Source organism: Erythrobacter sp. RANMB8, from assembly GCF_056848235.1.
Genome location: NZ_JBREHG010000007.1, coordinates 95,238 through 119,093, shown reverse-complemented (window position 1 = coordinate 119,093; position 23,856 = coordinate 95,238). Strand labels below are relative to the sequence as shown.

Genomic DNA, 23,856 nt, shown 5'->3' with positions numbered 1-23,856 from the left:
CCAAAGGGCAGGGACATCTGCGCCACCGAAGGTGGCTGCCTAAACCATCACAACGGATTGCCATCCTTGTCGCGGTAGATCTCGCGCCGCCCGACGTGGTTGGCGGGGCCGACGAGGCCGTCTTCCTCCATCCGCTCGATCCACTTGGCCGCGGTGTTGTAGCCCACGCCCATCTGCCGCTGGAGCCAGCTTCCGCTTGCCTTCTGGTTTTCGATCACGATCTGGCAGGCCTGCCGGTATTTGCGTTCTTCCGGATTGTCTGAGGCAGTCAATTCGTCCTCGAAGCCGAAGCCGAATCCGTCTTCGGGCTCCTCGGTCACGGCATCGACATATTCGGGGCTGCCCTGCGAACGCCAGAAATCGGCAACTGCCTCAACCTCCTCGTCGCTGACGAACGGCCCGTGCACGCGCACCATTGCACCGGTGTTGGGCTTGTAGAGCATGTCGCCCTTGCCCAGCAGCTGTTCCGCGCCCTGTTCGCCAAGGATGGTGCGGCTGTCGATCCGGCTGGTCACCTTGAAGCTGATGCGGGTCGGCAGGTTGGCCTTGATCACGCCGGTGATGACATCGACGCTGGGGCGCTGCGTGGCCATGATCAGGTGGATGCCCGCCGCACGGCTCTTCTGGCTGAGGCGCTGGATCAGGACTTCGATTTCCTTGCCCACCGTCACCATCAGGTCGGCCAGCTCGTCGACGATCAGCACGATCTGCGGCAGCGGCTGGTAATCGAGCTGTTCTTCCTCGAACAGCTGCTCGCCGGTTTCGGGGTCGAAACCGGTCTGCACGCGGCGGCCCAGCGGCTTGCCCTTGGCAATCGCGGCGTTCACCTTTTCGTTGAAGGAATGGATGTTGCGCGAGCTGATGGCGCTCATCATCCGGTAGCGCCGCTCCATTTCCTCGACCGCCCATTTCAGCGCGCGCACCGACTTGGCCGGTTCGGTCACCACGGGCGAGAGCAGGTGGGGGATATCGTCGTAGGTCTTCAGCTCCAGCACCTTGGGATCGATCAGGATCAGGCGCAGTTCGCCGGGCGTGAAGCGGTAGAGCAGGCTCAGCAGGATGACGTTGAGGCCCACCGATTTGCCCGAACCGGTGGTCCCTGCGACCAGCAGGTGGGGCATGGCAGCTAGATCGGCGATGATCGGGTCGCCTGCGATATCCTTGCCCAGAATGATCGGCAGGCTGCCCTTGGCATCGGCAAAATCGGCGCAGGCGGCGAGTTCCTTCAGCGCCACCATCTGGCGGTCCTGATTGGGCAGTTCGATGCCCATCACGGTGCGGCCCGGAATCGGCGAGACGCGGGCGCTGATCGCGCTCATGTTGCGGGCGATGTCTTCGGCAAGGCCGACCACGCGGCTGGCCTTGATGCCGGGGGCGGGTTCCAGCTCGTACATCGTCACCACCGGCCCGGTGCGCACGGCGGTGATTTCGCCCTTCACGTTAAAATCGTCGAGCACGTTTTCGAGCAGGCGGGCGTTGCGTTCCAGCGCGACCTTGTCGAGCTTGGGCGCCTTGTCGGCCGGCGGCTCGGCCAGCAGGTCGAGGCTGGGCAGATTGAACGGCGCGAACATGTCGCGCTGCGCGGTCTTGCTGGTCGAGGCCGGGCGCGGCGGGGCCGAGGGGTCGCTGATTTCCGGCGGGCGGCGCGGCTTTTCGCTGCTGTCGGGCAGGACATCGCCCTTGGGGCGGGGGCGCGGGTGCGGGCGGGCGGCGGGCGCGTCTTCGTCGTCGTCCCCATCGGCAAAGGCCAGCGTGTCCTGCCCCTTGCCCCACGGCAGCGGCAGGTGGCCCAGCACACCGGCGAGCGATCCGCCGCCGAGGAAATCGGGCAGGCTCAGCAGCACCCGCCAGTCGATCGCGAAGATGCGGGTCAGCAGGGCGACGCCTGTGGCAAGGCAGGCCAGCGCCGCGCCGAGGATCACCCAGCCCTGCGCACTCTCGCCAAAGCGGGCCGCGATGGCCTGAATCGCGCCCGCACCCAGCAGGCCCGAAAGCCCGCCGGCCTGCGCGGGCAGGGTGCCGCCCGGCCCTGCAAAGGCGAGGCTCAGCACGGTGGCGATCAGCGTCATGGCGACCAGCAGCAGCGCGGTCGGCATCCACCATGCGGTGGTCTCCGGCGCGTCCCCGTTCTCGACATCGCGCCACAGCTTGCGCGCGCTGACGTAGAGCAGCGGCAGCAGCAGTACGCCGGGCAGGCCGAAGATCAGCAGCACCCGGTCCGCCACCCACGCGCCGCTCGCGCCCATCCAGTTGGCGATTTCCGCCGGATCAGCCGCGGTCGAGGGGCTGGGATCGGTCTGGGTGTAGCTCAGCAGCGACAGCGCCAGAAACACCGCCGCGCCCAGCAGCAGCCCTGCGCCGGTCATCTGCGCAAGGCGGCGCAATCCGCGGCGCAGGCCTGCGCGCCATTCGGCATCGGTCTTGCGACCGTTCTTGACGGGTGTGACCGCGCGGCTGGCCATGGGGGTGTCTCCTGTGCGGAACACATCATGAATCCTCGAAGAGTCCGGGTCAAGCAATGTGCGATGAACCGCATGTCGTCCCGGTTTTGCGCACAGCGAGGTCAGGCCTCCCACAAAGGCACAAAGACGCCCAGGAAAGAAGCATCCGGATGGGCAAGCCGCCCCACTTCGGCGCCACCACCTTTGTGCCTTTGCGGCTTCGTGTGCGATCCTCAGCTTAACCCGTCAATCGCGGCCCAGCGGGGCCAGCGCAGGGTCTTTGCGCCATGCCGCGTCATCCCCCCCAGCGCGATCACCGGCAGCCGCGTCTGCCGTGCCAGCAACCGGAACCGCACCGGCCCCAGCGTCCCGCCGCCGGGGTGGGAGCGGGTCGGGAACACGGGGGAGAGCAGCGCCGCATCCGCGCCCAGACGCGCCGCCAGCCCCAGTTCGGCCATGTCATGCGCGGTCGCAAGGTGGATCAGCCCGCGGCGGCGGGGATAGAGGCTGCGCGGGCTGCCATAGATCCCGTCCGCGCCCCATTCCCTCGCGGTCAGCGCCGAATCGGCAAGGATCACCACATGCCCCCGCGCCCGCGCCGCCCGCCGCAGCGCCCGGAACTGTGCCAGCCGCTGTGCTTCCGGAAGGTGGTAATGGCGGTAGATGAAGCCCGATCCCCGCGGCAGCCGCGCCAGCGCACGCTCCAGCCCCGCATCATTGCGGGCGTCCGAGATCAGCCACAGGGCGGGGAGGGTCTTTGCGCGGGCCACCGCTCCGCTATAGAGCGCCCCCATGGAAAACGCAGCCACCCGTCTCGACACCGTCCGCAGCAACATCGCCCGCGTGTGCAAGCCCGCACGGCGCGAGCCCGCGTCGGTGACGCTGATCGCGGTCAGCAAGACGCATGGCCCAGAGGCGATCCAGCCGCTGATCGATGCCGGCCAGCGCGTGTTCGGGGAGAACCGCGTGCAGGAAGCGCAGGGCAAATGGCCCGCGCTGAAGGCGGCGCATCCCGATATCGAACTGCACCTGATCGGCCAGCTGCAATCGAACAAGGCGGAAGAGGCGGTGGCGCTGTTCGATTGTGTCCACTCGCTCGACCGGCCGAGCCTGCTGGCCGCGCTTGCCAAGGCGATGGACAAGACAGGGCGGCGCGTGCCGTGCTTCGTGCAGGTGAATATCGGTGACGAGGCCCAGAAGGGTGGCTGCGCGATTGCCGATCTGCCCGCCTTCCTCGCCCAAGTGCGCGCCAGCGGCATTCCGCTGGCCGGGCTGATGTGCATTCCCCCCGCCGATACCGAGGCCGCGCCGTTCTTTGCCTTTCTGGCGAAGCTGGCGGCGGATAATGGTGTGACCGGCCTCAGCATGGGGATGAGCGGCGATTACGAGACCGCCGTGATGCTCGGCGCGACCCATGTGCGGGTCGGTACCGCACTGTTAGGGACGCGCGGTTAGCCCCGCCTCAAGCAGCGAAGCGGTAGGCGAACAAAAACGCCTCAAGCAGCGAAGCGGTAGGCGAGCAAAAACGCCTCAAGCAGCGAAGCGGTAGGCGAAAAAAACGCCTCAAGCAGCGAAGCGGTAGGCGAACAAAAAAGGGCGCCCCGTTGCCGGAGCGCCCCCTTTCTTCATCACGTCGAGTCTACTTAAAACTCAAACATCGCTTCGATGCCGACGTTCCGGCCGCGCATCAGCGGCGAGAAGGTGCCGGCAGCCGGCTGCAGGCCGAACGGACGGCGCACGCCGGTCGAGTTCGGGCCGCCGAACGGCACCTGGGTGTCGCCACCTTCCTGGACCTGATCGAGCAGGTTACGTCCGTAGAGCGAGAGCGACAGGCCCTCGACCGGGGTGTTCCAGGTGATGTTGGCTTCCAGCATGCTCAGATCGTTCAGCCAGCCGAGGTTGTCGTCGGTGTAGGCCGCACGGTCGCGGTACTGGTAGTTCACGCGGGTCAGGATGTTGCTGCTGCCGAGGTCGAGTTCGTGGATGAACCCGGCGCCCACCGTGATCGGCGACACGCGCGGGATGCTCAGGCCGAGCGAATCCGCCGGGTTGCCGGTGATCCCGTCGGCGCTGCCGATGTTGAACAGCAGGCTGTCATATTCGGCGTCGATCAGGCCGAGGTTGGCGGTGAACACCAGCGAATCCGACACCCGCATGCGGGCTTCGGCGTCGATACCCTTGATGGTGGCATCGGCAGTGTTGACGATGTTCTGCACCACGCCCGACGCGCCGGCGGTGTTCACTTCGCGCTGCATGTCGCCGATCTTGGTGACATAGGCCGCAGCGTTGAGGGTGAACGAACCGTCAGCGGTCTGGAACTTGCCGCCGATTTCGAAGGTGTCGACCTGTTCTTCGTCGAAGCCCAGCGCGCCGTTATTGGCGGCAACGATGCGGTTGAACACGGCCACGTCGGTGATGCGGAAGTTGTAACCGCCCGAACGGAAGCCGCGGCTCCAGTGGCCATAGACCTGGCTGTCGCCGAATTCATACTGCAGACCGAGCTTGGGCGAGACGTTGCGGAACCGCACGCGATCGGTGAAGCCGTTGGCTTCGCCCGGCACGAACGGGTTGGTCCCCGTGGTCGGGCAGGTGCCCTGCACCACCGAGCATTCCGGGCGCGGACGCACGAAGGTGATGTCGGCGTCCTTGGTTTCCTGGTTCCAGCGGATACCGGCGATCAGCGACAGGCCGTCAGCGAATTCCCACTGGGCATTGGCGAACACGCCGAGCACTTCGTGGTTCTGCGCGCCGCCGCCGAAGAACACCGGCGGACGCAGGTTGACAGGCAGGTCGCGGCGCAGTTCGCGGTTTTCGGTGTAGGCCAGATCCTGATCGAACCAGAAGCCGCCGAAGGTCAGATCGAGGCTGTCGAACGACATCGCGTAGCGCAGCTCGTTCGAGAACTGCTCCTGCGCGGTTTCGGTGCTGGAGTGGAACAGGAACACCGGGGTCGCGTCGATGTCGCCGCGGGTGGTGGCGTCATACTTGCGGTAGCCGAACACGTTGGTGAGCGTGCCGGGGCCGATATCGACGGTCGCGGTGAGCGAGCTGGTCCAGATTTCGTTGGCGTAGGCGCCCGGCTCGTCGATCGCGAAGTCGAAGCTGTTGCGATCGAAGAACGCGCGGTTCTGGCTGCTCGGGCCATCGCCGTCGCTCTCGAAATAGTCGAGCTTGCCGGTGAGGGTCAGCCCGCCCAGACGCGCTTCGAGCGCACCGCGCAGGATCTTGGTTTCCGCCTCGCCGTGATTTTCCGGAATGTTCGGGTTGGTCAGCGACGCGAGGTTGCGGAAATAGCCTTCGTCCTTGTTGTAGTACGCGCCGACCTTGAACAGCAGCACGTCTTCGACGATCGGGCCGGAGACCACACCGCTGACGGTGTAGTTCGCGCCGCCACGGCCGCCATCGACCGGGCCGTCAACCGCCGCGCGGAACTTGCCGCGGAAATCTTCGGTCGGGTTGCCGGTGTTGATCACCACGGCGCCGCCGGTCACGTTGCGGCCGAACAGCACGCCCTGCGGGCCGCGCAGCACTTCGACGCTTTCAAGGTCGAACAGGTCGAACACGACCCCGCCGTTGATGCCGAGATAAACGCCGTCCACGAACACGCCGACGGTCGGGTCGATCGAGGGGATCGACGAGTTGATGCCGACGCCGCGGATCGTGAAGTTGGCGGTGCCGCGGCTGGTGCCGACCTGGTCGAGGCTGACGCTCGGAGCCTGGAACGACAGGCCCTGGATGTCGCGGATCTTGAAGGCTTCCAGCGTGCCGGCGTTGAACGCGGTCACGGCCAGCGGGATGTCCTGAACGTTTTCGGCATCCTTCTTCTTGGTGCCGGTGACGAGGATTTCGTTGATCGTGTCGAGCGTGCTGGTGCGCTCTTCGCTGGCGGGTTCTTCGGAGTCCTGCGCCGAGGCTGCGAACGGGGTCAGCGCTGCGGTCGAGACGAGCAGCGCCAGCTTGCCGAGCCGGAGGGGGCTCCGCTTGGGGGTGGCGGTAGACATGTTATAACTCTCCCTGAGTTGAGGGCCGTCGCAATAGCAATGCGTCACGCAATTGCAACCTATCGCGCTCCTGCGCGGCAATGGTTGCAAAATCCTGCATCTTCAGAGATTTGCAACTATACCTGTTCGAGCTGCTGCTGGCGGTGATCGCTCGCGGCTTCGAGCAGGGCGGCCTCGATTTCGGCCAGCCGCTCTGGCGCCTTGACCTTGGCGCCGGTCAGATCGGTCACGTAAAACGTGTCTGCCGCCGCCTCGCCATAGGCGGTGATATGCGCCGAATGGACGATCAGGTTGGCCTTGTAAAGCGCGTGCGCCAGCCGGTTGAGCAGCGCGGGCCGGTCGCGCGCGGTGACTTCGATCACGGTGAAATTGTTCGAGGCGTCATTGTCGAACCCGACCCGCGGCGCGACATCGAAGGCCTTGGCGCGCGAATGGGCCAGCGGGCGGGCGGCGAGTTTGGGCACCAGTTCGATCCGCGCCAGCAAGGCATCGCGGATGCCCTTTTCGATGCGGGCCATCTGCGCCGGTTCGCGGAACGGCTGGCCGTTCTGGTCCTGCACGAGGAAATTGTCGAAGGCATAGCCGCTCTTGGCGGTGTGGATGCGGGCGTCGATGATGTTCGCGCCTGCCACGTGGATGCCGCCCGCCATGCGGTAGAACAGGCCCGGATGGTCGGCCGCGATCACGCTGACCCGCGTCGCGCCGCGAGCCTCGTCGACCGCGCAATTGATCGACAGCTGCTCGCCTGCTGCCCGTGCGGCATCATACTGCACGAGATTGCCGGCGATGATGTCTTCCGGCTCGGCGATCCAGTAGGCATCGCCCAGCAGCGCGCCGGCGCTGTCGACCAGATCATCCTGTTCGCCCAGCAGCCGCGCCACGGCGTCCTTCTTGGCGGTGACGCGCTGCTTGCGCCCGGTGCCCTTGTGGCCCAGCCGCAGCTGTTCCTGCGCGGCATCGTAAAGCTCGCCCAGCAGCTGCGCCTTCCAGCTGTTCCAGGTGCCCGGCCCCACGGCGCGGATATCGACGGCGGTGAGGATCGCGAGATTGCGCAGCCGTTCCAGCCCCTGCACCTCGGCCACGAAATCCTCGATCGTCTTGGGGTCGGTGAGATCGCGCTTCTGCGCGGTGCGGCTCATCAGCAGGTGTTGCAGCACGAGCCAGGCGACGAGATCGGTTTCCTTCTCGTCCAGCCCGAAGCGCGGGCACAGCTTGTGCGCCACTTCGGCACCCAGCACCGAATGATCGCCCCCGCGCCCCTTGGCGATATCGTGCAGCAGCACCGCGACATAGAGCGCCCGGCGCGAGGCCAGCCGCGGGAATTCCCGCGTTGCGCGCGGGTGGTCGGCGGCCAGCAGCCCGCGCTCGATCTGGCTCAGCAGGCCGATGGCGCGGATGGTGTGTTCATCGACGGTGTAGTGGTGATACATGTCGAACTGCATCTGCGCATTGACCCGCCCGAAATCGGGCACGAAGCGGCCGAACACGCCGGCCTCGTTCATCCAGCGCAGCGCGGTTTCGGGGTCCTTCCGGCCGCACAGCAGATCGAGGAACAGCGCATTGGCGCGCTTGTCGCGGCGGACCTTGCCATCGATCAGCTTCGCATCGCGCCCGGCCTGGCGCATGGTTTCGGGGTGGACTTCCAGCCCTTCGGCCTCGGCCAGCTGGAACACCTCGATCAGGCGCACCGGATCGGCGCGGAACCAGTCATCGCCCGGTGCCCGCAGCCGCCCGCCTTCGACGCTGTAGCCCTTGAACATGCGCGGCCGCTGGGTGAACCCGGCGAAGAACCCGGTGCGCGGGCGCTTCTTGGCGAATTCCTCGTCAAGGTGCGAAAGGAACACGCCGGTCAGGCTGCCCACCCGTTTCACCTGCAGGAAGTAGTATTGCATGAAGCGTTCGACCGCGCTCTTGCCGGGGCGCTCGGCGAACTGCATCGCTTCGGCCACCTGCCGCTGGAGATCGAAGGTCAGGCGATCCTCGGCGCGGTCGGTGATCAGGTGCATGTGGCAGCGCGCCGCCAGCAGGAACCCCTCGGCGCGGCGGAAGCTGCGATATTCGCTCGGCGTCAGCAGGCCGACATCGACCAGTTGCGAGGCGCTGTCGACGCGGTGGACATATTTGCCGATCCAGTAGAGCGTCTGGAGATCGCGCAGGCCGCCCTTGCCTTCCTTGATATTGGGCTCGACGACATAGCGGCTGTCGCCCATGCGCTTGTGGCGGGCATCGCGTTCGGCAAGCTTCAGCGTCAGGAACTGGCGCTCGCTGCCCTTGGCGACCTCGTTCCAGAACCGGGCGCGCAGCTCTTCGTAAAGCGACTGTTCGCCCCACACGAGCCGGCTTTCGAGCAGCGCGGTGCGGATCGTGAGATCGTCCTTGGCCATGCGCATCGTGTCGGAGACCGTGCGGCTGGAATGGCCGACCTTGAGGCCCAGATCCCACAGCAGATAGAGCATCGCCTCGATCACCTGCTCGCACCACGGCGCGCGGCGCATGGGGGTGATGAAGGCGATGTCGACATCCGAATGCGGTGCCATCTCCGCCCGCCCGTAACCGCCGACCGCCAGTATAGCGAGGCGTTCGGCATGGGTGCGGTTGGGGACGGGGAAGACGTGCGCTGTGACGTGATCGTGGATCACCCGCAGCAGCTGGTCCATCAGGAAGCTGAACCCTGCCGTGACCTCGTGCCCGGCAGAGGGCGCCTCTGCCAGCCTGCGGGCCAGTTCGGCACGGCCTTCGTCAAGCGCGCCGCGCAGCGCCCTGACGATCGCCGGGCGCGCCGCATCGCCGCCGCCGGCGTGCAGCGTGGCGATTTCCTCTGCCAGCGCGCGGCGGTCAATGATCGCGCGCTGGCCGGGGACGCGCCTAGGCGACATCGGGCGGGCTCACCGGCCGATCACGCCGCAACCGCCTCGGCGCTGTAGCGGGCCTTGACGCTGCGCTTGTCGATCTTCTGGGTGCCGAGCCGGGGCAGAGCCTCGTCCGACATCCAGATCTGGTGTTCCAGCGGCACCTTGAACGGGGCGATGCGTTCCAGCAGGAAGGCGCGCAGCTCGGCGGGGGTGATCGCCGGGCGGCCTTCCTTCATGGTGTAGACCGCTGCGGGCACTTCGCCGAAGCGGTCGCAGGGCAGGCCGAACACCGAACATTCGCCGATATCGTCATGCGCGTAGATCGCATCTTCCACCTCGATGCACGAGATATTCTCGCCGCCGCGGATGATGATGTCCTTCTTGCGGTCGACGATGAACAGGTAATCGTCCTCGTCGAGATAGCCGAGATCGCCGGTGCGGAAATAGCCGTCGGCGGTGAAGGCGGCCGCCGTCGCTTCGGGGTTTTTCCAGTAGCCGCGGAAATTGGCGACCGAGCGGATGCACACCTCTCCCACCTGGCCTTGCGGCAGGGGCTTTCCGGCATCGTCGAGGATCGCCATGTCGACCATCGGCTTCGACGGCCGGCCGGTGGAACCCGGCTTGGCGAGGTAGTTCTCGTTGAAATTGCCGCAGCCGACCGCGTTGGTTTCGGTGAGGCCATAGCCCAGCAGCGGGAAACCGCCGGGGAAGGCTTCCTTGATCCGCGTCACGTGCTCCACCGGGCGCGGCGCGCCGCCCGCGGCAAAGCTCTTGCAGGCCGAGAGGTCATACTTCTCGCGGTCGGGGTGGTTGGCGATTTCGTAGCTCATCAGCGGCACGCCGACGAAATAGCTGACCTTTTCCTCCGCCATCAGCCGGATCGCGAGGCCTGCGTCCCACTTGGGCATCAGCACCAGCTTGCGCGCGATGGCGAAGCTCTGGAGGAACAGCGGCACTTCGCCGGTGACGTGGAACAGCGGTACCGCCACCAGCGCGCAGGGCTGATCGGTGATCACCTCGCCGGTGCTCTCGATGTGCACCTTGGCCATCGCCGACTGCGCGACGTAGTTCATCACGCCGTGCACCACGCCGCGGTGATCGGACCACGCGCCCTTCGACTTGCCGGTCGAACCCGAGGTGTAGAGGATCGTGGCGATATCGTCCGGCCCTAGGGTGGCGAGCAGCGCGATCGCGGCAGGGGTGCCTTCGGGCGCGCGCCACACGGCGGCAAGGCCCTCTGCGGGCGGATTGCCATGGCTGAACAGCACCACCTTGGCCGGATGCGCATGGCCTTCCAGCCGCGCGGCGCGGGGTTCGTCGGCCAGCAGCAGCCGGCATTCGGCGAGTTCCAGCCCGTAGGCCAGTTCCTCGCCCGAGGAGAAACCGTTGAGCAGCGTCGCGCAGCCGCCCGCCATCAGGATGCCCATGTAAGCGATCATCCAGTTGGCCGAATTGCGCGCCGCAAGCCCGATGCGGTCGCCCTTTTCGACGCCGTGATCATGCACCAGACTTTCCGCCACGCAGGTCGCGGCGGCATAGGCTTCGCCGAAGGTCAGGCGGATATCGCCATCGACAAGGAAGGGGGTGTCCTTGTTCTGGTTGCAGAAGTGGGCGAAATAATGCGCCAGCGTCGGCGGGGCACCAGCGAAGGCGGGCATTTCGATCCCGTCGCGCATGAAGGGCACGGTGGCGAAGGGCTGGCCCTCGGCAGTCAGGCCGGTGATGATCGCTTCGAGCGCATTGTCCAGCGGGGTGGGCATGCGGTTATGTTCCTCTCTCGTCTCTAGGAAGCCCCGGCGCACATGGCTGCGCGTCCCGGACCTCGTGTCCCAAGCCGTCCGGCGATCCTGCGCCCCTTCCCCTGCCCCGCCCGCTGTGCCAGAAGCGCCAGCGCAACCGGGTCCGTGTCAGGCCCGCCGATACGGCATATCATTGTCATTAAGAGGTTCGCCCCGTGCTGTCACTACTTGCCGCAAGCGGCGCTGCCGATCCGATCTACTGGGAGCAGCTGGGCCTGCAACCGGGCATCGATCTGGGGTTCTTCACCCTGCGGTTCTATTCGCTGGCCTATCTGATCGGGGTGATCTTCGCCTATTGGCATACCTCAAAGATGCTGAAGCAGCCCGGCGCACCGATGGCGCAGCGCCATGCGGATGACCTGTTTTTCTACTGCACGCTGGGCGTCATTCTGGGCGGGCGGCTGGGTTACGCGCTGTTCTACACCGGCGGCGCGACCGGCATCCCCTCGGCCTTCACCGATTTTTCGGGCGACGGGTGGATGTCGTGGAAGCTCCTGCGGCTGTGGGACGGCGGGATGAGCTTTCACGGCGGGCTCGCCGGTGTGACGCTGGCGATGTTCTATGTCGCATGGCGCGACAAGCTGAACTTCATCCGGGTGGTCGATTATGTCAGCGTCGGCGTGCCGATGGGCATGCTGCTCGGGCGGCTGGCGAACTTCGTCAATGGCGAGCTTTGGGGCCGCACCACCGATGTGCCCTGGGCAATGGTGTTTCCCGCCGCCGACGATCTGCCGCGCCACCCCAGCCAGCTCTATCAGGCCGGGCTGGAAGGTCTGGCCTTGCTGATCGTGATGATGCTGCTGTTCTGGAAAACCCGCGCGCGCTATCGCCCCGGCCTGCTGGCGGGGGTGTTCACCTTCGGCATCGGGATTTCGCGCTTCGTGAACGAATTTTTTCGCCAGCCGGATGCACAACTGGCTGACTTTGCGGCCCGGACCGGGCTATCGATGGGGCAATGGCTGACCATACCGCTTATCCTGACTGGGTTGACTGTCGTGCTCTTCGCGCTGCGGAAGCCGCCGCTGGGGACGGGCACGACCGCTCCGGCCTGACCGGGGGGAAGGGGGTCTGGCGCAGCGCGCTCAGGCTGATCGACCCCGTCTCCGAACCCGAAGTCGATGCCGCTGCACAGGCGGCGGCGGCCAGGGCTGCCGAAGCGGCGCGTGCGAAAGCCGCCGCCGAAGCGGCCGAACAGGCGCGTCTTGCTGCCGAGGCCGAAGCCCGCGCCAGAGCCGAGGCGGAGAAACAGGCGCGTTTGCAGGCCGAAGCCGAGGAACGCGCCCGTGCCAAGGCCGAAGCCAAAGCCCGGCTCGAAGCCGAAGCCAGGGCCAAGGCCGAAGCGCTCGCCCGCGCCAAGGCGGAAGCCGAAGAACGCGCCCGCGTCCTGAAGGAGGCCCGCGAACAGGCCAAGGCCGAGGCGGAAGCCCGCGCCGCTGCCGAACGCGAGGCCCGCGAGAAAGCCGCCGCCGAGGCGCGTGCCCGCAAGCAGGCGGAAGCCGAAGCCCGCGCCAGGGCCGAGGCCGAAGCCAGGGCCCGCAAGGAGGCCGAGGCCAAGGCACGGGCCGAAGCAAAGGCCAAGGCCGAAGCCGAGGTAAAGGAGCGCGAGCGCCTGCGCCGTGAAGCCGAAGCTGCCGCCAAGGCCGCCGCCGCCGAACAGGCCCGCAAGGAGGCCGAGGCGCGCAAGCAGGCGGAAGCCGAAGCCAAGGCCCGCGCCGCTGCCGAGGCCAAGGCCCGCAAGGAAGCCGAAGCCCGCGCCAAGGCAGAGGCCAAGGCCAAGGCTGAAGCCGAAGCCCGCGCCAAAGCAGAGGCCGAGGAAAAGGCCCGTCAGGAAGCCGAAGCCGAAGCTGCCAGAGCCGCCGCCGAAGAGGCTGCCCGCCTTGCTGCCGAAGCCGAGGCTGCCGAAGCCGCCCGTCTCGCCGCCGAAGCCGAAGCCGCCGCCGAAGCCGCCGCTGCCGAGCAGGCCCGGCTCGAAGCCGAAGTCGCCGCCCGCGCCCATGTCGATGTCGCTGCCAGCCTCAGGCGCCTGATCCGCGAGACCGGCCCGATCAGCCTTGCCCACTACATGGGCGAGAGCAACGCGCGCTACTATGCCAGCCGCGACCCGCTTGGCGATCAGGGCGATTTCATCACCGCGCCCGAAGTCAGCCAGATGTTCGGCGAGCTGATCGGGCTATGGCTCGCCGATCTGTGGGTGCGGATGGGCAGCCGCAAGCGCATCCACTATGTCGAACTGGGGCCGGGCCGCGGGACGCTGGCGAAAGACGCGCTGACCACCGCGGCGCGGTACGAATTCGACCCGCAGGTGCATTTTGTCGAGACATCGGCAACCTTGCGCAAATTGCAGCGCGAGGCCTTTCCCGGTTGCCAGCACCATCACGATCTCTCGACCCTGCCCGATGATGCCCCGCTGCTGATTGTCGCCAACGAATTCTTCGATGCCCTGCCGGTGCACCAGCTGGTGCGGTCGGCCGATGGCTGGTTCGAACGCATGGTCGCGCTGGAGGGCGATGCCTTCACCTTTGTTGCCGGCAAGGAACGCATGGACCACATGGTTCCGCCCAGCTGGGTGCGCGCCAGTCAAGGATCGATGATCGAGACCAGTCCGGCAGCGGTCGCGGTGATGGAGGAAATCGCCACCCGCCTGCGCGAACAGGGCGGCGCGGCGCTGATCATCGATTACGGGCACCGCGAGCTCAGCTCGGGATCGACCATGCAGGCGCTCAGGAACCACCAGAAGGTCGATATCTTTGCCCATCCGGGCGAGGCCGACATTACCGCCCATGTCGATTTCGAACTGCTCCAGCACGTCGCCGCCCGCAACGGTGCGGATGTGATGGGCCTGCAATTCCAGGGCGAATGGCTGCGCCAGATGGGGATCGATACCCGCACTGAGGCGCTCCAGCGGCGCAATCCGGGTGAGGCCGCCAAGGTCAAGCGCCAGCGCGACCGGCTGGTCGAATCGAGCCAGATGGGTACTCTGTTCAAGGTTCTGGGCATTTGCGGGCGGCGCTGGCCGTTCGGGGTGGGGTTCGAATGATGAAGGCATTGCGATTGCTGGCTGTGGGCGCGGCTTTGGGCGGCGCTGCCCCTGCGCTTGCCACCGATGCGGTGGCGGGCCGCTGGGTGACGGCGGAAAAGGACGGCGTCATCCTGATCGCGCCGTGCGGCAAGGCGCTGTGCGGCACGATCGAGCGGTTTCTGGTGCCTCCGCCGCAGGGGCTCGACCAGCGCGATGTGAACAATCCCGATGCCAAACTGCGGACCCGCAAGCTGCTCGGCATGCCGATCCTCTCGGGCTTCACAGCCGATGGCGACCAGTGGCGCGGGCGGATCTACGATCCCAAAAGCGGCAAGAGCTACCGCTCGGTGATCCGCCGCAAGGGCGCCAACGTGCTGGAGGTGAAAGGCTGCATCGGCCCGTTCTGCCAGACGCAGGAGTGGAAGAAGGCGTCCTGATTTGCGCGGGCCGTCCGGCCCGCGATCTCCTCGCTCTCGCGCCCTGCGGGCGCGTCGCTGCGGGCGGCCAGTCGGCCTTGCGGTCGCCGCGCGACCGTCACATCGCCCTGTTCTCCCATCCCGCTTGCGGGAGGGGTCGGGGGTGGGACCGACCTAAAGCCCCGCCTTCTTCGCCAGTTCCGCTGCCGCGGCCTTGGGGGTGAGTTTCTTCTCGTCCTCGCGGTCCACCGCCAGATTGGCTTCGCGCATCGCCTCGACGCTGATTGCGCCGAGCAGCGGAGTGAGGGCTGCGATCACGCCGTCATCCTCCGCAATCCGGGGGGACAGCATCAGCATCGCGTCATAGCTCGGCAATGCGCCTTCGGGATCTTCGAGCACCACCAGCCGGTCCGCCGCGATCCGTCCGTCGGAGGTGTAGGCGCTGATCACATCCGCCTCGCCCGAGGCCAGCGCGTTGTACATGAAGGTCGGCGCGAAATTGCGGCTGCGGGCGAAGCTGAGGCCATAGGCATCGCGCACCGCGATCCATTCGGGCCGCTCGAAGAATTCGGGATCGCCGCCCACCGTCAGTTGCGGCGCGATTGCGGCGAGATCGGCCAGCGAAGTGACCCCCAGTTCGCGGGCACGGTCCTGCCGCATGGCGAAGGCATAGGCGTTTTCGAACCCCAACCGCCCGAGCACCCTGACGCCGTTCTCGCGCCATTCCCAGTCGCGGATGGTTTCGTACATCGCCTCGCGTCCGGGGTTGTCCTTGCGCCCCAGATAGTTGGTCCAGATCGTGCCGGTGTAATCGACCGAGATGTCGATGCTCGACGAAGCGACCGCGCTGTGCACCACTGCGCTGCCCAGCCCGTCGCGGTATTCGACGGCGTAGCCTGCCGCCTCCAGCCGCGATCCGATCAGCTGGGCGAGGATGTATTGCTCGGAGAATTGCTTGGCGGCGATGGTGATGCGGCGCTCTTCGCTGCCCGATTGTGCGGCCAGTGCGGCGGCAAGGCCGGCCACCACCGCCAGCAGGGCGCCCGCCCATTTCCAGCGGCGGCGCTCGTCGATCCCGCGCTCGATCCACCACAACAGCCAGTCGGCCACCAGCGCCAGCCCCGCGCTGACAAGGCACCCGGCAACCACCAGCGCCCAGTTTTGCGTCTGGAGGCCGGCAAAGATCGGATCGCCGAGGCTCGGCTGGCCGATGGTCGTGGCGAGCGTCGCCGCGCCGATGGTCCACACGCTCGCGGTGCGGATCCCGGCCATGACGAAGGGGGCCGAAAGCGGCGCTTCGACCAGCACCAGCTTCTGCCAGCGGGTCATGCCGACGCCGTCCGCCGCCTCCAGCACGCCGGGGTCGAGATTGGCCTGCGCGGTGACGGCGTTCCTGAGGATCGGGAGCAGCGCATAGAGCGTCAGCGCCATTAGCGCGGGCAGAAAGCCGAGCGTCGGCAGGCCCTCGCCGAATACCGCCCGCAAGCTGAGCAGCAACGGGAAGAACAGCGCCAGCAAGGCGAGGGCAGGGATGGTCTGGACAAGACTGGCAAGGCTCAGCGCGAGGCGCGACACCACCTGCGAACGGCTGGCCCACACCGCCAGCGGCAGCGCGATCAGCATGGCGAGCCCGATCGCGCTGGCCGACAGCACCACGTGCGCCGCCAGCTTGTCGCCAAGGCCGGGGAGGATGTCCCAGATTGCGCTCATCCGCCCGGCTTCTCCCCAAGGCCTTCCATCGCGGCGAGGCGCTCGGCCTGCTGGCGTGGCACGGCGACAAGACCCTGCGCCACATCGCCGCCCGCCCCTGCGAGCAGCGCACGCGGGGTCTCGTCGGCGACCAGTTGTCCGCTGTCCATCACCAGCACCCGGTCAGCCAGCAGCAGGGCTTCGGCCATGTCGTGGGTGACCATCACCGTGGTGAGACCAAGGCGGTCATGCAACTCGCGCACCTTGTGGCCCAGCGCATCGCGGGTGACAGGATCGAGCGCGCCGAAAGGCTCGTCCATGATCAGCAGCTCCGGCTCGCCCGCCAGCGCCCGCGCCACGCCGACCCGCTGGCGCTGCCCGCCGGAGAGTTCATCGGGCATCCGGCTGGCAAGCGCGGGATCGAGTTCGACCAGCGCCAGCAATTCCGCAATCCGCTCGCCCGCCAGCGCCTCACCCGCAAGGCGCGGGCCGATGGCGATGTTTTCCGCGACGGAGAAATGCGGGAACAGGCCCACCCCCTGAAACACGTATCCGACGCGGCGGCGCAGGGCGGCGGGTTTCAGCGCGCTGACATCCTCGCCAGCGAACAGCACCCGCCCGTGTGTCGTCCTCACCAGCGTGTTGACCGTCTTGAGCAGGGTCGATTTGCCCGATCCCGAGGCCCCCACCAGCGCGACGAAACTGCCCGCAGCAATATCGCACGAAACGCCGCCGACCGCCGTGATCTCGCCGAAGCGGCAGGTGACCCCGTCAAAGCGGAGCAGAGGTGCGGGCCTATCCATCCGGGACGACGATTAGCGATTGCGATAGCGCTGCGCCAGCGTCTCCGATTGGCGTTTGCCCGATGCCTTGCTATGCGCATCTGTCAGAACAATCATTACCCGGCGAGGAACGATTCATGCGCGCCACCCCCGATTTCGATTTCCAGCTTGGCGAGGCCGCCGAGATGATCCGCGAAAGCACCGCCCGCTTTGCGGACGAGCAGATCATGCCGCTCGCCGAGCGCACCGACCGCGAGGACCGCTTCCCGCGCGAATTGTGGGAGCCGATGGGCGCGCTGGGTCTGCATGGCATCACCGTGGAAGAGGAATGGGGCGGGCTGGGGCTCGGCTATCTGGAGCATGTGATCGCGGTCGAGGAAGTCAGCCGCGCCAGTGCCAGCGTGGGCCTCTCCTACGGCGCGCATTCCAACCTCTGCCTCAACCAGATCCGCCGCTGGGGGAATGACGAGCAGAAGGCGAAATATCTGCCCAAGCTGATTTCGGGCGAACACGTCGGCAGCCTCGCCATGTCCGAAGCGGGCGCGGGGTCGGACGTGGTCTCGATGAAGCTGAAGGCCGATGCCGTGCAGGGCGGATACGTCCTCAACGGCACCAAGTTCTGGATCACCAACGCGCCCGAAGCCGATACGCTGGTGGTCTATGCCAAGACCGATGGCCACGCAGGCAGCCGCGGCATCACCGCCTTCCTGATCGAGAAGGGCGACGAGGGGTTCTCGATCGGCCAGAAGATCAGCAAGGTCGGCATGAAGGGCTCGCCCACCGCCGAGCTGGTGTTCTCGGATTGCTTCATCCCCGAGGACCGCGTGATGGGGCCGGTGAACGGCGGCGTGGGCGTGCTGATGAGCGGTCTGGATTACGAGCGCGTGGTGCTCGCCGGGTTGCAGCTCGGGATCATGCAGGCGTGCCTCGACACGGTGATCCCCTACCTGCGCGAGAGGAAGCAGTTCGGGAAGCCGATTGGCAGCTTCCAGCTGATGCAGGCCAAGGTCGCCGATATGTATGTCGCCCTGCAATCCGCCCGCGCCTACACCTATGCGGTGGCCAAGGCCTGCGACGCAGGGCAGACGACGCGCTTTGATGCGGCGGGCGTGATTTTGCTGGCGTCCGAGAACGCCTTCAAGGTCGCCGCCGAAAGCGTGCAGGCGCTGGGCGGCGCGGGCTACACCACCGACTGGCCGGTGGAACGCTACATGAGGGACGCCAAGCTGCTCGACATCGGCGCAGGCACGAACGAGATTCGCCGGATGCTGATCGGCCGCGAATTGATCGGGGCGGCGGGGTGATGGCCCATTATGCGGCCAGCGGCTTGATCCTGCTTGCCGCCATTCACTACTTCCTTAACGGCGGCATTGCGCAGTCAATGCGGAATAACGCCGCTAACAGGGAAGCAGGCACTTCTACGCTCACCGATGCCAGTTTCTACGCGCTAGTAGCCACGATGTTTGCTTTCTTCGTCGGAACAGCAATCCTGATCCTGGTTCCCGGAGTGCCGGTCTGGGCCGAGGCGACCTTGGGCGTACTCTGGCTCGCAATCGCCATCGCGGATGCTATCCGTTCACGCGGAAAGTCGTCCGGAGCGTATTTCGGAATGGCTGTCGGCAGCCTTGTATTGATTGGATGCTACTTGTGACCGCCCCCACCCTTTCGACAAAACTCGACCGCGAAAGCCCCGAGGCCAAGGCCCGCTTTGCGCATAACCATGCCCTCGCGCAGGAACTGCGCGCCCGTGTGGCCGAAGCCGCGCTGGGCGGCCCCGAAAAGCACCGCGAGCGGCATGTTGCGCGCGGGAAACTGCTCCCCCGCGAGCGGGTCGAGCGGTTGCTCGATCCGGGTTCGCCCTTCCTCGAAATCGGGCAATTGGCCGCCAACGGTATGTACGAGGGCGACGTCAACGGCGCCTCGATCATCTGCGGGGTGGGTCGCGTTTCGGGCCGCCAGTGCATGATCGTGTGCAACGACGCGACCGTGAAGGGCGGCACCTATTACCCGATGACGGTGAAGAAGCACCTGCGCGCGCAGGAGATCGCGCAGGAGAACCGCCTGCCGTGCATCTACCTCGTCGACAGCGGCGGGGCGAACCTCCCGCATCAGGCCGAGGTTTTCCCCGACCGCGACCACTTCGGGCGCATTTTCTTCAATCAGGCGAACATGTCCGCGCTGGGCATCCCGCAGATTGCCTGCGTGATGGGTTCCTGCACCGCGGGCGGCGCATACGTCCCTGCCATGTCCGACGAGACGGTGATCGTCCGCAATCAGGGCACCATCTTCCTCGCCGGGCCGCCGCTGGTGAAGGCCGCGACGGGTGAGGAGATCAGCGCCGAGGACTTGGGCGGCGGCGACTTGCACGCGAAGAAGTCCGGCGTGGTCGATCACCTCGCGGAGAACGACGAACACGCGCTCACCATCGTGCGCGATATCGTCAGCCACTTGGGCGCGAACACCGGGGCGGCCAAGGACGTGGCGCTCAAAGACCCGCGCCCGCCCAAGTTCGACGCGGAAGACCTCTACGCCCTCATCCCCGAGGATGTGCGCGCGCCCTATGACGTCAAGGAAGTGATCGCGCGGCTGGTCGACGGCAGCGAGTTCCACGAGTTCAAGGCGCATTACGGCGCGACGCTGGTGTGCGGCTTCGCCCACATCTGGGGGATGCCCGTGGCGATCCTCGCCAATAACGGCGTGTTGTTCTCCGAAAGCGCGCAGAAGGGCGCGCATTTCATCGAACTGGCCTGCCAGCGACGCATTCCGCTGCTGTTCCTCCAGAACATCTCGGGCTTCATGGTCGGCGGGAAGTACGAGGCGGAAGGGATCGCGAAGCACGGGGCGAAGCTCGTCACCGCTGTGGCGACCGCGACCGTCCCCAAAGTCACCGTGGTGATCGGCGGCAGCTTCGGGGCGGGGAACTACGGGATGTGCGGCCGCGCCTACTCCCCGCGCTTCCTGTTCACCTGGCCCAATGCGCGCATCTCGGTGATGGGCGGGGAGCAGGCCGCATCCGTGCTCGCCACCGTCCACCGCGACGCCGACAGCTGGACCCCGGAGCAGGCCGAGGCCTTCAAGGCACCCATTCGCCAGAAATACGAGGACGAAGGCAACCCCTACTACGCCACCGCCCGCCTGTGGGACGACGGGGTGGTGGACCCGGTGCAGACCCGCGATGTGCTGGGGCTTGCCTTCGCCGCCTGCCTCGAAGCGCCCATTGCCGAGCGGCCGGCCTTCGGCGTGTTCCGGATGTAGTCTGAAACCCCCACGCGCCCCCTTGCGTAACTGCCCCTGTTGCGGGCAGACATAGTCGCGAGAGAGGGATCACACATTGCCGCAAGCACTCATTCGCAAGCCCACGCTGCTGTCGCGCATCGTGCGCCGGATCATTCTGGCGATCTGGTATATCCGGGGCTGGAAGATCGACTCACCCCTGCCAAAGCACCTCAAGAAATACGTGATCGCGGGAGCGCCGCACACCACCAACTGGGACTTCGTGTTCTTCACCGGCGCCACCCATGAAGAGGGCATCCGCCCCAATTTCATGGGCAAGCACACGCTGTTTCAAGGGATCATGAAGAACTTCATGCTCGATATGGGGGGCATCCCCGTGGACCGTCGCAAGAGCGCGAATGCCACCGAGCAGGTCGCTGCCGAATTCGCCGCGCGCGACCATCTGGCGCTGGTGATCGCCTGCGAGGGCACCCGCAAGACCGATGGCAAGTGGAAGTCGGGCTTCTACCACATCGCCCGCGCAGCGGACGTGCCGATCGTCCCTGCCTTTGCCGATAATGTGAAGAAGATCATCAGCTTCGGCCCCCCGCTGGTGCCGACCGGCAATTACGGCGAGGACTTGCTGAAAATCGCCGAGTGGTTCCGCTCGAAACTGCCCGATTACGATCGCTTCAAGGTGCTGGAACAACAGGCCCGCGATATCATTGCAGGGAAGAATGATGTTTGAACTGCTGCTCCTCAACGCCGCGATCCTGCTCGTGCTGGTGCTGATCCAGTGGGCGATTTCGGTGAAGATCGACGACGTGTCCTTCATCGACGCCTTCTGGGGCGCAGGCATGGGCATTCTGGCCGTGGCAAGCTGGCTGCATGTGGGCGGCGGGCCGGGCGAGCTTGCGACGCTGATCATGGTGATGACCGCCGCCTGGGGCTTCCGGCTGGGTATCTATCTGTTCCTGCGCTGGCGCAAGGAAGGCGAGGACAAGCGCTACAAGATGATCCTCAAGAAGGATCGCGAAAAGGGCCAGTTCGCCCGTGCCGCGCTGACGCGGGTGTGGCTGATGCAGGCGGTGCTGCTGTTCGCGGTATCCAGCCCCGCGCAGGTCGGCATTCTGGCGAGCGGCCACCCTGCGCCGATCCCGCCGCTGGCCTGGATCGGCTTTGGCGTGTGGTGCGTCGGCGTGTTTTTCGAATGGGTGGGTGACTGGCAGCTGACGCGGTTCAAGGCTGATCCGGCCAACCACGGCAAGGTGCTGGACACCGGCCTGTGGCGCTACACCCGCCACCCCAATTACTTCGGCGATTTCGCCGCCTGGTGGGGCATCTGGATCGCCTGCGCCGCGGCCGGGTGGCAATATGCCGCAGCCACTGTGATCGGCCCGCTGTTCCTCAGCTTCACCCTCACCAGATGGTCGGGCGTGACGCTGCTGGAAAAGGGTCTCGACAAGTCCAAGGGCGACAAATACGCCGATTACAAGCGCCGCACCTCGGCATTCTTCCCGATGCCGCCCAAGCGCTGAGACGCCCCGCGCGTGCCGGTTATTCGACCAACCGCCCTGTTGCGCCGCACAAAAAGCGCGTCGGCACCCTTTAAGCCTGCGCCCGCTTGGCCTATGTTGCGCGCAATCAAGGAGACGCGCAGACCCATGGCTCTCAACCCCACCTTGCGCGAGCAGGAGCGCGAGCGGATCGCGCGGCACGTCCTCGATCTGGTCAAGGAGCGCGGATCGGAGATCCCGTGGACCATCGCGATGGCCGAAAGCGGCCTCACCCGCGCACGGTTTGAAGCCCTGTTCGCCGATTACGACGATCTGTTCGATGCCGTCGCGCAAACCTGGCTCGCCCCGCACATGGCGGTGATGGAGGAGGTGCTGGCCAGCAACCTCCCCCCGCAACGCAAGATGTACGAGTTCTTCCGCCGCCGCTTTGTCATTTCGCAAAGCCGGTTCCGCGAAGACCCCGAGCATTTCACCATCCTGTGCGAGATGGGCGCGGCGAATTTCGAAAAGGTGCGGTCCTACGTCGATCTGGCCGACCACTATCTGTGCGAACTGATCGCCGAGGCGCAGGCCGAGGGCTTTTTTGCCGGGCTGGGCATCGACGAGGCCCTGTCGCTGATCAACCAGATGATCAGCAATTACACCCTGCCCGATGCGCTGATCTATCTGGGCGACAAGCTGTCCGAACAGAAGCTGGCGCGGATTGTCGACACGATGTTCATCGGCCTGTCGGGCGAGGCCGGGGCGGATGCCTCCGGGGTCAACACGCTGAAGGTGGCGTATTAGGGCTTAAGCCTCAGCCCACCACGCCGCCGCCGGATCATCGTCACCCCGCGCGCCGCGCCGCTGCAACCCTCCGATCAATCCGCCCTCCAGCGCCATCGTCGCAGGCGTGGTGCGGTTCCAGTCCATCACGTAGAGCCGCTCGGCGATCAGCCAGCGTCCCGCGCGCTGCTCCAGCCTGTCGAGATAGCGTCCGCCCACCACCAGTTCCACCTCGCCCTCGGGTGCCGGGATCAGGTGCAGGGCAACGCAGTTGGTCTCGGCCCGCGCGCGCTCGCCGTCGATCCGCATTACCGTGTTGGAGATATTGTGCTGGGTCAGCCGCATCGCACCGAGGCCTGCCATCAGCGCGGGGATGGCTTGCGCGACGGGTTTCGCGCCGTCGCCATAGTCGATCCGGGCATCGGGGGTGAACACCGCGGCAAGCTGCGCCGCATCACAGCGGTCGATCCCGCGGCAATAGAGCGCCAGCGTTTCGGCAATGGCGAGCCGGTCGGCAAGTTCGGTCGTGTCCATGCCCGCCAGACTATCGCGCACCCGCCCGCAGCGGGACTGCCCAAAGCGTCAGCGACGGAATTGCAGCACGTTGGCGGGCCGTTTGGGCGGCGGAGGGCGCAGGCGCTGTTCGGCCAGCGCATATTTCAGCGCCGCGCCCACCATGGTCGTCGACAGCAGCAGGATCGCCCCTGCCCAGAACCAGTGCGGCAGGCCCAGCACGGCCGCGATCTGGCCGGTGTCGGACAGCATCGGGCGGCCGTTGATCACGACCTTTTCGGTGAACAGGTAACCCCAGTCGCGCAGCATGCTGATCGCGCCGAGCACCCCGAGGAATTGCAGCGAGAAGCGCGTAAAGCCGGGCTTGGCCCGCCATGCGACCAGCGCCAGCAGTCCGGCGACCAGCGGCAGGACCCACAGCCCGACAGTGGAGCGCACCCAGATCACGACGCTCGTCAGGATCGCGGCCGCCGCCAGCCACAGCACCGGGCGCCACAGCTTCGGGTGGGCGCTGGCAAGGATCAGCAGCGATCCGACGATGCTCGGCGCCAGCGGGCCGCCGGCGGCAATCGCCGCGAGAGTGAAGCGCGAGGCATCATTGGCGACCTGGCTTTGCGCCACGCCCGATCCGTTGGCAAAGATCATCAGTTGCTCGAAATGCTGCCCCAGCGCCAGCGCGGTCAGGCCGTGCCCCATTTCGTGGAACCATGTTGTCAGGATCGCGAAGGGATAGACCAGATAGGCCCCGAACGGCAGCGCCGGCAGCATCACCACGATCACCCCGGCGACCACCAGCCGCCCGAAGGCTTCGCCCTGCGAGCCGGGGGTGACGAGCGGTTGCACCGGCGC

General features: G+C 66.5%; 19 protein-coding genes. 10 read left to right on the top strand and 9 right to left on the bottom strand.

Annotated features, from left to right (window positions below):
- Positions 1 to 47: 47 nt before the first annotated feature.
- Together ACU0AG_RS10630 and ACU0AG_RS10625 are read right to left on the bottom strand one after the other, a co-directional pair.
- Positions 48 to 2,462 carry a DNA translocase FtsK gene (locus ACU0AG_RS10630; RefSeq protein ID WP_482782254.1) on the bottom strand — a complete coding sequence of 805 codons (2,415 nt, stop codon included), beginning with the start codon at positions 2,460 to 2,462 and terminating at the stop codon, positions 48 to 50.
- 212 nt (positions 2,463 to 2,674) lie between these two features.
- A complete protein-coding gene (locus ACU0AG_RS10625; RefSeq protein WP_482782253.1) occupies positions 2,675 to 3,235 on the bottom strand; it encodes a thiamine phosphate synthase in 561 nt (186 codons plus the stop codon).
- On the opposite strand from ACU0AG_RS10625, the gene ACU0AG_RS10620 reads away from it, so the two are divergent.
- Positions 3,234 to 3,896, top strand: coding sequence for a YggS family pyridoxal phosphate-dependent enzyme (locus ACU0AG_RS10620; protein ID WP_482782252.1), 663 nt, complete (start codon positions 3,234 to 3,236; stop codon positions 3,894 to 3,896). The genes ACU0AG_RS10625 and ACU0AG_RS10620 overlap by 2 nt on opposite strands.
- Before the next feature lie 188 nt (positions 3,897 to 4,084).
- Here ACU0AG_RS10620 and ACU0AG_RS10615 read toward each other — a convergent pair whose 3' ends face one another.
- The 3 genes from ACU0AG_RS10615 to ACU0AG_RS10605 all read right to left on the bottom strand — a co-directional run bounded on the left by ACU0AG_RS10615 (position 4,085) and on the right by ACU0AG_RS10605 (position 11,054).
- Positions 4,085 to 6,442 (bottom strand): TonB-dependent receptor, encoded by a 2,358-nt coding sequence (locus ACU0AG_RS10615; protein ID WP_482782251.1) that lies wholly within the window; start codon positions 6,440 to 6,442, stop codon positions 4,085 to 4,087.
- A 116-nt stretch (positions 6,443 to 6,558) separates the two neighbouring features.
- Positions 6,559 to 9,318, bottom strand: a complete 2,760-nt coding sequence (locus ACU0AG_RS10610) for a [protein-PII] uridylyltransferase (protein WP_482782250.1) — start codon at positions 9,316 to 9,318, stop codon at positions 6,559 to 6,561.
- 20 nt (positions 9,319 to 9,338) lie between these two features.
- A complete protein-coding gene (locus ACU0AG_RS10605) occupies positions 9,339 to 11,054 on the bottom strand; it encodes a class I adenylate-forming enzyme family protein (protein ID WP_482782249.1) in 1,716 nt (571 codons plus the stop codon).
- Positions 11,055 to 11,248: 194 nt separating this feature from the next.
- On the opposite strand from ACU0AG_RS10605, the gene lgt reads away from it, so the two are divergent.
- Genes lgt through ACU0AG_RS10590 form a run of 3 tightly spaced genes read left to right on the top strand, consistent with a single transcriptional unit; the run spans position 11,249 to position 14,549 of the window.
- Positions 11,249 to 12,145, top strand: coding sequence for a prolipoprotein diacylglyceryl transferase (lgt, locus tag ACU0AG_RS10600; RefSeq protein ID WP_482782248.1), 897 nt, complete (start codon positions 11,249 to 11,251; stop codon positions 12,143 to 12,145).
- Positions 12,049 to 14,130 (top strand): class I SAM-dependent methyltransferase, encoded by a 2,082-nt coding sequence (locus ACU0AG_RS10595; protein WP_482782247.1) that lies wholly within the window; start codon positions 12,049 to 12,051, stop codon positions 14,128 to 14,130. Before lgt ends, ACU0AG_RS10595 begins: the two co-directional genes overlap by 97 nt.
- Positions 14,127 to 14,549: a DUF2147 domain-containing protein gene (locus ACU0AG_RS10590; RefSeq protein ID WP_482782246.1), complete on the top strand. Its 423-nt coding sequence runs from the start codon at positions 14,127 to 14,129 to the stop codon at positions 14,547 to 14,549. Before ACU0AG_RS10595 ends, ACU0AG_RS10590 begins: the two co-directional genes overlap by 4 nt.
- 153 nt (positions 14,550 to 14,702) lie before the next feature.
- On the opposite strand, the gene ACU0AG_RS10585 is transcribed toward ACU0AG_RS10590, so the two are convergent.
- Positions 14,703 to 16,238 carry an ABC transporter permease/substrate-binding protein gene (locus ACU0AG_RS10585; RefSeq protein WP_482782245.1) on the bottom strand — a complete coding sequence of 512 codons (1,536 nt, stop codon included), beginning with the start codon at positions 16,236 to 16,238 and terminating at the stop codon, positions 14,703 to 14,705.
- The gene (locus ACU0AG_RS10580; protein ID WP_482782244.1) at positions 16,235 to 17,020 is read right to left on the bottom strand and encodes an ATP-binding cassette domain-containing protein; all 786 of its coding nucleotides are present in this window, start codon (positions 17,018 to 17,020) and stop codon (positions 16,235 to 16,237) included. The genes ACU0AG_RS10585 and ACU0AG_RS10580 overlap by 4 nt, the downstream gene beginning before the upstream one ends.
- 116 nt (positions 17,021 to 17,136) lie before the next feature.
- Between ACU0AG_RS10580 and ACU0AG_RS10575 the strand changes: the two genes are divergently transcribed.
- From ACU0AG_RS10575 to ACU0AG_RS10550, 6 genes are all read left to right on the top strand, one after another.
- On the top strand, positions 17,137 to 18,303 hold the full coding sequence (locus tag ACU0AG_RS10575) for an isovaleryl-CoA dehydrogenase (protein WP_482782243.1): 1,167 nt from the start codon (positions 17,137 to 17,139) through the stop codon (positions 18,301 to 18,303).
- A complete protein-coding gene (locus ACU0AG_RS10570) occupies positions 18,303 to 18,650 on the top strand; it encodes a hypothetical protein (protein ID WP_482782242.1) in 348 nt (115 codons plus the stop codon). Before ACU0AG_RS10575 ends, ACU0AG_RS10570 begins: the two co-directional genes overlap by 1 nt.
- Positions 18,647 to 20,254 (top strand): carboxyl transferase domain-containing protein, encoded by a 1,608-nt coding sequence (locus tag ACU0AG_RS10565; protein ID WP_482782257.1) that lies wholly within the window; start codon positions 18,647 to 18,649, stop codon positions 20,252 to 20,254. The genes ACU0AG_RS10570 and ACU0AG_RS10565 overlap by 4 nt, the downstream gene beginning before the upstream one ends.
- A gap of 76 nt (positions 20,255 to 20,330) precedes the next feature.
- Positions 20,331 to 20,960, top strand: coding sequence for a 1-acyl-sn-glycerol-3-phosphate acyltransferase (locus tag ACU0AG_RS10560; protein ID WP_482782241.1), 630 nt, complete (start codon positions 20,331 to 20,333; stop codon positions 20,958 to 20,960).
- On the top strand, positions 20,950 to 21,750 hold the full coding sequence (locus ACU0AG_RS10555) for a DUF1295 domain-containing protein (RefSeq protein WP_482782240.1): 801 nt from the start codon (positions 20,950 to 20,952) through the stop codon (positions 21,748 to 21,750). Before ACU0AG_RS10560 ends, ACU0AG_RS10555 begins: the two co-directional genes overlap by 11 nt.
- 126 nt (positions 21,751 to 21,876) lie before the next feature.
- Positions 21,877 to 22,515 (top strand): hypothetical protein, encoded by a 639-nt coding sequence (locus tag ACU0AG_RS10550; RefSeq protein WP_482782239.1) that lies wholly within the window; start codon positions 21,877 to 21,879, stop codon positions 22,513 to 22,515.
- A gap of 3 nt (positions 22,516 to 22,518) precedes the next feature.
- Here ACU0AG_RS10550 and ACU0AG_RS10545 read toward each other — a convergent pair whose 3' ends face one another.
- Together ACU0AG_RS10545 and ACU0AG_RS10540 are read right to left on the bottom strand one after the other, a co-directional pair.
- The gene (locus tag ACU0AG_RS10545; protein ID WP_482782238.1) at positions 22,519 to 23,028 is read right to left on the bottom strand and encodes a nuclear transport factor 2 family protein; all 510 of its coding nucleotides are present in this window, start codon (positions 23,026 to 23,028) and stop codon (positions 22,519 to 22,521) included.
- 48 nt (positions 23,029 to 23,076) lie between these two features.
- Complete coding sequence (locus ACU0AG_RS10540) at positions 23,077 to 23,850, bottom strand: M50 family metallopeptidase (RefSeq protein ID WP_482782237.1); 774 nt, start codon at positions 23,848 to 23,850, stop codon at positions 23,077 to 23,079.
- Between the last annotated feature and the right edge of the window lie 6 nt (positions 23,851 to 23,856).

Excerpts from the sequence above, each read along its gene's own strand:
- ACU0AG_RS10630 (WP_482782254.1), bottom strand. The coding sequence starts at position 2,462 with ATGGCCAGCCGCGCGGTCACACCCGTCAAGAACGGTCGCAAGACCGAT.
- ACU0AG_RS10620 (WP_482782252.1), top strand. The coding sequence starts at position 3,234 with ATGGAAAACGCAGCCACCCGTCTCGACACCGTCCGCAGCAACATCGCC.
- ACU0AG_RS10625 (WP_482782253.1), bottom strand. The coding sequence starts at position 3,235 with ATGGGGGCGCTCTATAGCGGAGCGGTGGCCCGCGCAAAGACCCTCCCC.
- ACU0AG_RS10615 (WP_482782251.1), bottom strand. The coding sequence starts at position 6,442 with ATGTCTACCGCCACCCCCAAGCGGAGCCCCCTCCGGCTCGGCAAGCTG.
- ACU0AG_RS10610 (WP_482782250.1), bottom strand. The coding sequence starts at position 9,318 with ATGTCGCCTAGGCGCGTCCCCGGCCAGCGCGCGATCATTGACCGCCGC.
- ACU0AG_RS10605 (WP_482782249.1), bottom strand. The coding sequence starts at position 11,054 with ATGCCCACCCCGCTGGACAATGCGCTCGAAGCGATCATCACCGGCCTG.
- ACU0AG_RS10595 (WP_482782247.1), top strand. The coding sequence starts at position 12,049 with ATGGCTGACCATACCGCTTATCCTGACTGGGTTGACTGTCGTGCTCTT.
- ACU0AG_RS10590 (WP_482782246.1), top strand. The coding sequence starts at position 14,127 with ATGATGAAGGCATTGCGATTGCTGGCTGTGGGCGCGGCTTTGGGCGGC.
- ACU0AG_RS10585 (WP_482782245.1), bottom strand. The coding sequence starts at position 16,238 with ATGAGCGCAATCTGGGACATCCTCCCCGGCCTTGGCGACAAGCTGGCG.
- ACU0AG_RS10580 (WP_482782244.1), bottom strand. The coding sequence starts at position 17,020 with ATGGATAGGCCCGCACCTCTGCTCCGCTTTGACGGGGTCACCTGCCGC.
- ACU0AG_RS10575 (WP_482782243.1), top strand. The coding sequence starts at position 17,137 with ATGCGCGCCACCCCCGATTTCGATTTCCAGCTTGGCGAGGCCGCCGAG.
- ACU0AG_RS10570 (WP_482782242.1), top strand. The coding sequence starts at position 18,303 with ATGGCCCATTATGCGGCCAGCGGCTTGATCCTGCTTGCCGCCATTCAC.
- ACU0AG_RS10555 (WP_482782240.1), top strand. The coding sequence starts at position 20,950 with ATGATGTTTGAACTGCTGCTCCTCAACGCCGCGATCCTGCTCGTGCTG.
- ACU0AG_RS10550 (WP_482782239.1), top strand. The coding sequence starts at position 21,877 with ATGGCTCTCAACCCCACCTTGCGCGAGCAGGAGCGCGAGCGGATCGCG.
- ACU0AG_RS10545 (WP_482782238.1), bottom strand. The coding sequence starts at position 23,028 with ATGGACACGACCGAACTTGCCGACCGGCTCGCCATTGCCGAAACGCTG.